Annotated in this window: 7 protein-coding genes and 1 pseudogene; 4 read left to right on the top strand and 4 right to left on the bottom strand. The window is 76.0% G+C overall.

Annotated features, from left to right (window positions below; genetic code table 11):
• Positions 1-78: 78 nt before the first annotated feature.
• Entirely contained in the window at positions 79-1,980 is a 1,902-nt protein-coding gene (locus ACWGJO_RS40105) for a DEAD/DEAH box helicase (RefSeq protein WP_452190684.1), read from the bottom strand.
• 689 nt (positions 1,981-2,669) lie between these two features.
• Here ACWGJO_RS40105 and ACWGJO_RS40100 point away from each other — a divergent pair.
• A complete protein-coding gene (locus ACWGJO_RS40100) occupies positions 2,670-3,398 on the top strand; it encodes a ferritin-like fold-containing protein (RefSeq protein ID WP_452190682.1) in 729 nt (242 codons plus the stop codon).
• Positions 3,399-3,425: 27 nt separating this feature from the next.
• Here ACWGJO_RS40100 and ACWGJO_RS40095 read toward each other — a convergent pair whose 3' ends face one another.
• From ACWGJO_RS40095 to ACWGJO_RS40085, 3 genes are all read right to left on the bottom strand, one after another.
• The gene (locus ACWGJO_RS40095; protein ID WP_452190680.1) at positions 3,426-3,752 is read right to left on the bottom strand and encodes a hypothetical protein; all 327 of its coding nucleotides are present in this window, start codon (positions 3,750-3,752) and stop codon (positions 3,426-3,428) included.
• 135 nt (positions 3,753-3,887) lie between these two features.
• Positions 3,888-4,115: a DUF3107 domain-containing protein gene (locus ACWGJO_RS40090; protein ID WP_359903510.1), complete on the bottom strand. Its 228-nt coding sequence runs from the start codon at positions 4,113-4,115 to the stop codon at positions 3,888-3,890.
• A gap of 131 nt (positions 4,116-4,246) precedes the next feature.
• Positions 4,247-4,909 carry a TetR/AcrR family transcriptional regulator gene (locus tag ACWGJO_RS40085; RefSeq protein WP_452190678.1) on the bottom strand — a complete coding sequence of 221 codons (663 nt, stop codon included), beginning with the start codon at positions 4,907-4,909 and terminating at the stop codon, positions 4,247-4,249.
• Between the two features lie 220 nt (positions 4,910-5,129).
• Here ACWGJO_RS40085 and ACWGJO_RS40080 point away from each other — a divergent pair, with 220 nt between their 5' ends.
• The 3 genes and pseudogenes from ACWGJO_RS40080 to ACWGJO_RS40070 form a co-directional block, all read left to right on the top strand.
• Entirely contained in the window at positions 5,130-6,032 is a 903-nt protein-coding gene (locus tag ACWGJO_RS40080; RefSeq protein WP_452190676.1) for an alpha/beta fold hydrolase, read from the top strand.
• A 525-nt stretch (positions 6,033-6,557) separates the two neighbouring features.
• A complete protein-coding gene (locus ACWGJO_RS40075) occupies positions 6,558-8,189 on the top strand; it encodes a DUF3492 domain-containing protein (RefSeq protein ID WP_452190674.1) in 1,632 nt (543 codons plus the stop codon).
• Positions 8,189-8,481 (top strand): annotated as a pseudogene (locus ACWGJO_RS40070) (hypothetical protein); the annotation flags it as partial. The gene ACWGJO_RS40075 and the pseudogene ACWGJO_RS40070, both read left to right, overlap by 1 nt.

Here is an 8,481-nt window from a genome sequence, read left to right as displayed (position 1 = left end):
GGACCGCGGCGTGGAACGCCCGTGGGGGCGGGCCAGGCCGGGTGGCCTGGCCCGCCCCCTCAGGGGAGACACGGGGTGTCAGCTCTCCGGGGTGGCCTCCACCGGCGCGGCGACCTTGCGGGCGCGGGTGCGCTTGCGCGGGGCCGGGACCTCGGAGGCGGTCTCGGCGGTCTCGGCGGCCGGGGCCGCCGGGGCGGTCTCGGCGACGGCCTTCGGCTTGCGGGCCCGGGTGGCCTTCTTGGCCGGGGCCGGGGCCTCGGTGGCGTCGGCCTCGGCGGCCGGAGCCGTCTCGGTGGTCTCCGCCTTCGGCTTGCGGGTCCGGGTACGGGTGGCCTTCTTGGCCGGGGCCTCGGTGACCGCCTCGGCGACCGCCTCGGCGGCGGCCTCGACGACCGCGGCGGCCTCGGCGACGACGGCCTCGGCGACCGGGGTCGACTCGACCGCCACCGCGGCCTCGGCCGAGGCGGCACTACCGCGCGAGCGGCGACGGCGACGGCGCGGAGCGGCCTCGCCCTCGGCGCCCTCGACGGCCGGGGCCGCCACGGCGGCACCGGTCACGACGGCAGCGGCCTCGCCCTCGGCGCCGACCGCCGTGCCCCGGCGGGTGCGGCGGCGCTCGCGGGTGCGGCGCGACGGCTGCTCCTCGGTCTCGGCCGTGGCGGCGCCGGCGCCCGGACGGCCGGAGCCGCTTTGGCTGCCGCGTCCACCACGGTCACCGCGCTCACTGCGCTCACCGCGGTCATTGCGCTCACCGCGACCGCCGCGGCCCGAGCGGGCGCCGCGTCCACCGGTCTCGCCGAGGTCCTCGACCTCCTCCGCGTTGAGCCCGGCGCGGGTCCGCTCCGAGCGCGGCAGGACGCCCTTGGTGCCCGGCGCGATCTTCAGCAGCTCGTACAGGTGCGCGGAGGTTGAGTAGGTCTCCTCCGGGTCGTTGAACGGCAGGTCCAGCGCCTTGTTGATCAGCTGCCAGCGCGGGATGTCGTCCCAGTCGACCAGGGTGACGGCGGTGCCGGAGGCGCCGGCCCGGCCGGTGCGGCCGATCCGGTGCAGGTAGGTCTTCTCGTCCTCGGGGCACTGGTAGTTGATGACGTGGGTGACGCCCTCGACGTCGATGCCGCGGGCCGCGACGTCGGTGCAGACCAGCACGTCGACCTTGCCGTTGCGGAAGGCCCGCAGGGCCTGCTCGCGGGCGCCCTGGCCGAGGTCGCCGTGGACCGCGCCGGCCGCGAAGCCGCGCTGGGTCAGCTGGTCGGAGACGTCGGCGGCGGTGCGCTTGGTGCGGCAGAAGATCATCGCCAGCCCGCGGCCGTCGGCCTGCAGGATGCGCGAGACCATCTCGACCTTGTCCAGCGAGTGCGCACGGAAGATGTGCTGCTCGATGTTGGCGACGGTCGCGCCGGTGTCGTCCGGGGCGGCGGCCCGGATGTGGGTCGGCTGGCTCATGTACCGGCGGGCGAGGTTGATGACCTGGCCCGGCATGGTGGCCGAGAACAGCAGGGTCTGCCGCTTGGCCGGCAGCATGGTGATGATCTTCTCGACGTCCGGCAGGAAGCCGAGGTCGAGCATCTCGTCGGCCTCGTCCAGGACCAGCGCGCGGACCTTGGACAGGTTGAGCTTCTTCTGTCCGGCCAGGTCCAGCAGGCGGCCCGGGGTGCCGACCACGATGTCGACGCCCTTGGTGAGCGCCTCCACCTGCGGCTCGTACGCCCGGCCGCCGTAGACGGCGAGGACGCGCACGTTGCGCACCTTGCCGGCGGTCTGCAGGTCGTTGGTGACCTGGGTGCACAGCTCGCGGGTCGGGACGACGATCAGCGCCTGCGGGAAGTCGGAGAGCTGGTCCTCGGTGGCCCGGCCGGCGTCCACGTCGGCGCGCACGATGGCCCGCTCGATCAGCGGGAGGCCGAAGCCGAGGGTCTTGCCGGTGCCGGTCTTGGCCTGGCCGATGACGTCGTGGCCGGTCAGCGCGACCGGCAGGGTCATCTCCTGGATGGGGAAGGGGTGGACGATGCCGACGGACTCGAGCGCCTCGGCGGTCTCCGGGAGGATCCCCAGGTCCCGGAACGTCGTCTTGATGGGTTCAGCGGTGGTGGACAGGGTGCTGCCTCTTCCGTTTTCGAAGGGGCCGAGAGCGAGCGGCGGGCGGGCAGCCGCGCGGCTGCCTACGGGCCTGGGCGGCCCTGGTACAGCTGCGCGGACGCACAACCGCGCCGGTCCCTGCGGCCGGCCGGTGCGCGCTGCCCTGGTGCGGGGCGCGTCGCCGGCGGCGTCGGGGAGGATTCCCGTGAGGGACCTGCGCGGGACCTCCGCCTCGGGGCGTGGTCTCGGCGGCCCTCGCTCGGCCACTGATGCGGTGCCAAGGCTTGAAGTCCAAGCCATGGTCGGAGCCGATCGGCTCTCCGACCGGGCATCCGCGTACGTGAGTACCCGTGCCTCCGGTGCGGACACGTCCGGCTGGACGGTGCCGCTACGGAGGGTTCGCGCGGGGTACCGAGACGGCGGTGACACCATGCGAACACGACGGGCTCCGTACCACCATACAGTCAGGCGACGACTCGAACACGTGACGCGTCTGACATTGCCCCCGGCAACTGCCACCGGAGCGGCCGGTCCGGCCGGTCACCGGGCGTGCCCGGGCACGGGTCGGCGGGGCGGGACTAAAGTTGCGGGTCATGGAGACCCATGGTGAGACGCAGGACGCGGCGGCCGGCTCGATCGGGGACTGGGCCGAGTGCTCGGCCGACCCCGGCTACCGGGCGGCGGTGCTGGACCTGCTCGGCGCGCTCGCGTACGGCGAGCTCAGCGCCTTCGAGCGGCTCGCCGAGGACGCCAAGCTGGCGCCCGACCTCGCCGACAAGGCGGCGCTCGCCCGGATGGCCTCCGCCGAGTTCCAGCACTACCAGCGGCTGCACGACCGGCTCGCCGAGGTCGGCGCCGATCCGCAGGAAGCGATGCGGCCCTTCGTCGAGCCGCTGGAGCTGTTCCACCGGATGACGGCGCCCTCGGACTGGCTGGAGGGCCTGGTCAAGGCCTACGTCGGCGACGCCATCGCGACCGACTTCTACCGCGAGGTGGCCGTCCGGCTGGACGACGACACCCGTGACCTGGTGCTGAGCGTGATGTCCGACACCGGCCACGCCCAGTTCGCCGTGGACAAGGTCCGCCAGGCCATCGAGGCCGACCCGCGGGCCGGCGGCCGGCTCGCCCTGTGGGGCCGGCGGCTGATGGGCGAGGCGCTCAGCCAGGCCCAGCGGGTCGTCGCCGAGCGCGACGCGCTGTCCAACCTGCTGGTCGGCGGCGTGCAGGTGCAGGGCTTCGACCTGGTCGAGGTCGGCAAGATGTTCAACCGGATCACCGAGGCGCACACCAAGCGGATGGCCGCCCTCGGCCTGGCGTCCTAGGAGTCCTCGGGCCGCCGGCTGGGTTCCTCAGGCCGCCCGGTGCCGCCGCGACGCGCGGTGGGCGCCGGGCCGGTGCGGGTGGTGCCGGTGCGCCGGGGCGCGCCCGGCGGCGAGGTCCGGCCGGGCCAGCAGCGAGGTGAGCACGCCCGCGGCCACCGCCGCGGCCGCGACGGACACCGCGGGCTGGCGCCCGTCCACGCCGAAGTGCGCGACCACCCCGCCGACCAGCGCCGCCGCCAGCGCGGTGCCCAGTGTCAGGGCCCGGGCGGCGCGGAAGTACGAGGGCAGGGCCAGCAGGGCGGCGCCGCCCGTGACCAGGCCGACGAGGGCGAAGGCGATCGACTCGACCAGCAAGGCTGCCTCCCGGGGGAACGGGCGTGCGGCACCGGCGCCGCACCCTCGCCGTACCCCGCCCCACCCGGTCGTACACGCGACGGTGCCCCGCTCCCTCGCGGGAACGGGGCACCGGACGATCCTGTCGGCGACGCCTCAGGCGGTGCCGAAGCCGACCTTGCGGGAGGCCGACTCGCCGATCTCCACGTACGCCAGGCGCTCGGCCGGGACGATGATGCGACGGCCGTGCTCGTCGGACAGCGCGAAGATCTTCTCCGAGCCCTCCAGCGCCTTCGCGACCGCGCTCTGGACCTCATCGGCAGTCTGCGAGCTCTCGATCACGATCTCGCGAGGCGCGTTCTGCACGCCGATCTTGACCTCCACGGCTTCCGTCCCTCCGGGGTTGCAGCCTCCACGCACGGGCACCGGACCGCCTGGGACAAGCGTTCGCGGCGACCGTGCCGTACGGCTTCACCATAGAGCACCGGATCCCCGGCCCGACGAAGGTCGGTGGATCAGCCCTGGTGGGCGGAACCCTCGCCGGGCTGATCGCCCGGGTGCATCGGGAAGCCCTTCAGGCCGCGCCAGGACAGACTGGCGACCAGCCGCACCGCCTCGTCGCGGGGGATCTCCAGGCCCTGCGAGAGCCAGTACCGGGCGGTGATCTGGGCCAGGCCGCAGACCCCGGCGGCGAGCAGCTTGGACTCCGCCTCGGGCAGGTCGGTGTCCTCCTGGATCACCTTGCTGACCAGCGTCGCGCTCGCCTCGGAGGCCCGCTCGACCCGCTCGCGCACGGCCGGCTCGTTGGTCAGGTCCGACTCGAAGACCAGCCGGAATGCGCCGGACTCGCTGGAGACGTAGTTGAAGTACGCCTCCATGGTGTTGGCCACCCGCTGCTTGTTGTCGGTGGTCGCCGACAGCGCCTCGCGGGTCGACTCGACCAGGGCGTCGCAGTGCTTGTCCAGCAGCGCCAGGTAGAGCTCCAGCTTCCCGGGGAAGTGCTGGTAGAGCACCGGCTTGCTCACCCCGGCGCGGTCGGCGATGTCGTCCATGGCGGCCGCGTGGTAGCCCTGCGCGACGAACACCTCCTGGGCGGCACCGAGCAGTTGTTCACGGCGGGCGCTTCGCGGCAGGCGGGCACCGCGCGGGCGCTCCTGCGCCTCCTGGATGGCCGTCACGGCGCTCCTCACTTCGGGTCTGTTCGCTGCTGCAGGATGGCCGATTCTACTTTTCGGTAACCGCGCCCGCGTTCGGCGAAGGCGAGAAAAGACGATCGGCCTGGTTGTCAGGAGCCCACAATACGGCGCTGACCTCGGCCTCGGCAGTGGTGGGACGGAGGCGGCCCACGGCCCGACCACCCCGGCGCTTCCGGGGCGGGGCTCACTACCATCGTCCACCATGAGCAGCGCTGAGCAGCAGGTACGTACGGTCGAGGTCCCCGGCGCGGTGCTCGCGGTGCACCGGCCCGCCGCCGACGGCGTCGCCGACGGGCGCGAGCCCGGGCTCTTCGTGCACGGCCTCGGCGGCTCGGCCGCCAACTGGGAGGCCCTGATGGGCCGGCTCTCCGGGCACGTCGACGGCGAGGCCGTGGACCTGCCCGGCTTCGGCCGCTCCCACCCGCCCACCGACGGCAACCTCACCGTCTCCGGCCACGTCCGCGCGGTGATCGGCTACCTGGAGGCCTCCGGCCGCGGCCCGGTCCACCTGTTCGGCAACTCGCTGGGCGGCGCGGTCGCCGTCCGGCTGGCGGCCGTGCGCCCGGACCTGGTGCGCAGCCTCACCCTGGTCTCCCCGGCGCTGCCCGAGCTGCCCCCGCAGCGCTCCGCCTGGCCGACCGGTCTGCTCGCGGTGCCCGGCGTGCCCGCGGTGCTGCGCCGGCTGTCCGCGGGCGGGCGCGACGCGGAGGCGGCCACCGAGGACCTGCTGCGGCTGGTCTACGGCGCTCCGGAGAGCCTGAGCCCGCAGACCCGGGCCCAGGCGGTGGCCGAGTACCGGCGCCGGCTGGAGGTGCCGCACGCGATGCAGGCGCTGGTCGGCTCGGCCCGCGGCATCGTCTCGGCGTACACCGAGCGCGGCGACCAGGCGCTGTGGCGGCAGGCCGAGCGGGTCGGGGCGCCGGTGCTGCTGGTGTACGGGCTGCGCGACAAGCTGGTCTCCTACCGCTCGGCCCGCCGCGCCTGCGCGGCCTTCACGGACGCCCGGCTGCTGGTGCTGCCGGAATCCGGGCACGTGGCGATGATGGAGCACCCCGACGAGGTCGCCCGGGCGGTACGGGAGCTGATCGCGCACACCACCGGCTGAGCGCACACCACCGGCTGGGCCCACGGCGCGGGTGGGGCGCGCGCCGCGGCGGGCCGATCGCGCGCCCGGGCGGGGCCGCGCGGGCGGCCGCGCATACCGCCCGGTAACGGCCCGGACCGGGTCGAGGTCACGGCGGTTCACTCGATCAGGTGGCAGGCAGGCATGTGACCGATGGATCGGCCAGGGCCGGTCCTACCTTTCTGCTGTCGGACCGAACAGGTGTGGGGGAGTCGCGGCCGCCGGAGGAACCGGAGGGCGGCCGCGGCCGAGGGGTTCCGGCGGGCCGGGCCCGACCGCCGAAGCGGGCGGGAGCCCGGGGGAACGGAACGCGGCGCGGCCGCGACCGGGCCGCCGGCGGGCCGCACGGAGGCACCGCGGCGCCGGCCCGGGCCGACCGGACCTCCCTTCCCCGACCGTTCCCGCCGTCGTGCGGGGGCGCCCCGGGCGACCGCCCGGGCCGCCCGGAAATCCGTCGATCCGTCCGTGATCCCGCCCAGCGAACCCGCTCTGCCCTGGAGGTCTCCCGTGCGCGTTGCCCTGCTCACCGAGGGTGTCCGTCCACATCCCCGGCGTGGTGCCGGAGGCTGGTGCGAGCGATTGGCCGAGGGCCTGCCGGAGCACGGGTTCGAGCTGTACCTGCTGACCGGCCCGCGGCCGGGGCCGGTCCGGCGGGCCCCGGACACCGCGGAGCGGCTGCCGGCCGTCCTGCGCGGCCCGCACGAGCTGGCACTGTGGGGGCGCCGACCGGGCGGCCGCGCGCCCGGCGCGGTGCGCAGACGCCGGTACGCCGGGGCGTACGAACAACTGGTGCGGGCCCTGGTGCTGCCCGCGGAGAGAGCCGGCTTCGGGCCCGGGCTGTACCGGCTGGCGGCGCTCGCCCGGGAGGAAGGCGGGCTGCCCGCCTTCCTGGCCTCCGCGCACGCCCGCCGGCTGCTGGAGCGGACCTGGCGGCTGCCCGGCGCGGACACCTCGGCCGGGCAGCCGCTGGTGTGCGACGTGCTGGTCGCGGCGGACCTGCTGGAGCAGTGCCTGCGCCCGCTGTCCGCGCCCTGGTACGGCACCGGCCCCGGCGGCCTCGGCGCGGCCGACCTGTGCCACGTGGTCGGCGGCGGTCCGGCCGCGCTGCCCGCCCTGGTGGCCCGGCACCTGCACGGGGTGCCGTTCGTGGTCACCGAGCACGGCCTGCACCTGCGCGAGCAGTACCTCGGCTACCGCGAGGCGCCGTACCGGTGGCCGGTTCGCGCCCTGCTGCTGTCCTTCTTCCGGGCGCTCACCGGGGAGACCTACCGGCAGGCCGCGATACTCACCCCCGGCAGTGCCCACGACCAGCAGTGGCAGCGCCGCTGCGGCGCCGATCCGGCTCGTACCCGGGTGGTGTACGAGGGCACGCCGGCGGTGGACCGCCCGGCCGCCGGGCCGGAGCCCGCGGCGCCGACCCTGGTGTGGGCGGGCGCGCTGGAGCCGGGCCGGGACCTCGAACTCGCGCTGCACGCCCTGGCCCGGGTCCGCGCCGAACTGCCCGGCGCGCGGCTGGTGGTGTACGGCGAGGAGGCGGCGCCCGGCTACCGGGCGCACTGCGCGGCGGTGGCCGAACGGCTGGGAGTGGCCCCGGCGGTGGACTTCGCCGGGCGGCCCGGCTCCCTCGCCGGGGCCTGGGAGTCGGGCACGGTGACGGTCTTCTCGGGGCTCTCCCAGCGCAGCCCCCGGCTGCTCGCGGACGCGATGCTCAGCGGCCGGGCGGTGGTCTCCACCGATGTCGGGGTGGCCCGCGAGGTGGTCGGGCCGACCGGGCTGCTGGTGCCCGCCCGCGATCCGCGCGCCCTGGCCGGCGCCTGCCTGGCGCTGCTGCGCGACGAGGAGCGGCGGGGCCGGCTCGGGCTGGCCGGGCGGCTGCGGGCGCAGGAACGCTTCGCCGTGGAGCCGGTGATCGGCGCGTTCCGGGAGATCTACCTGGAGCTGGTCTCGCAGTACCCGGCCTTCCCCGGCGGCGGGGGCGGCGGGGAGGGCGGGCCCGCGCCGCGCCCGTTCGCCCGTCCCGCCGAGTACTGGCTGGCCGACGGCCCGCGCGGGGGCGGCACCGCGGAGGAGGGGAACGCGAACCCGGACGGGGCGCGGGAGCCGGCCGGGCGGCGTGCCGAACTCGCGGAGGCCCGCTGATGCCGGGCGGCACCCTGCTCGGCGGCAGCGCGGACCCGGTGCGCGAGGTGATGGCGGAGCACCGCGGGCTGTGCGAGCGCGCCGTCGACCCGCTGGAGATCGCCGCCGGGCTGGAGGAGGCCGGGCTCGGCCCGGACACCGCCGCCCGCTGCCGGCACACCGACCTCTTCTCGCTGGCCGAGGAGCTGTACGCCCGGGTGCCCCGCCGCCCGCCGGCGCCCCGGCCGGTGGAGCGGCGGTCGGGCGGAGCCGCCGCCCGGGCCGCGCTGACCGCCGCCGCGCTGGCCGCGCT

Source organism: Kitasatospora sp. NPDC054795, assembly GCF_053611565.1.
The sequence above is the reverse complement of the archived record's forward strand: the minus strand, read 5'-3'. Positions and strand labels throughout refer to the sequence as shown.

Coding starts and splice junctions, on each gene's coding strand:
- ACWGJO_RS40105 (WP_452190684.1), bottom strand. CDS start 1,980: ATGACCCTGCCGGTCGCGCTGACCGGCCACGACGTCATCGGCCAGGCC.
- ACWGJO_RS40100 (WP_452190682.1), top strand. CDS start 2,670: ATGGAGACCCATGGTGAGACGCAGGACGCGGCGGCCGGCTCGATCGGG.
- ACWGJO_RS40080 (WP_452190676.1), top strand. CDS start 5,130: ATGAGCAGCGCTGAGCAGCAGGTACGTACGGTCGAGGTCCCCGGCGCG.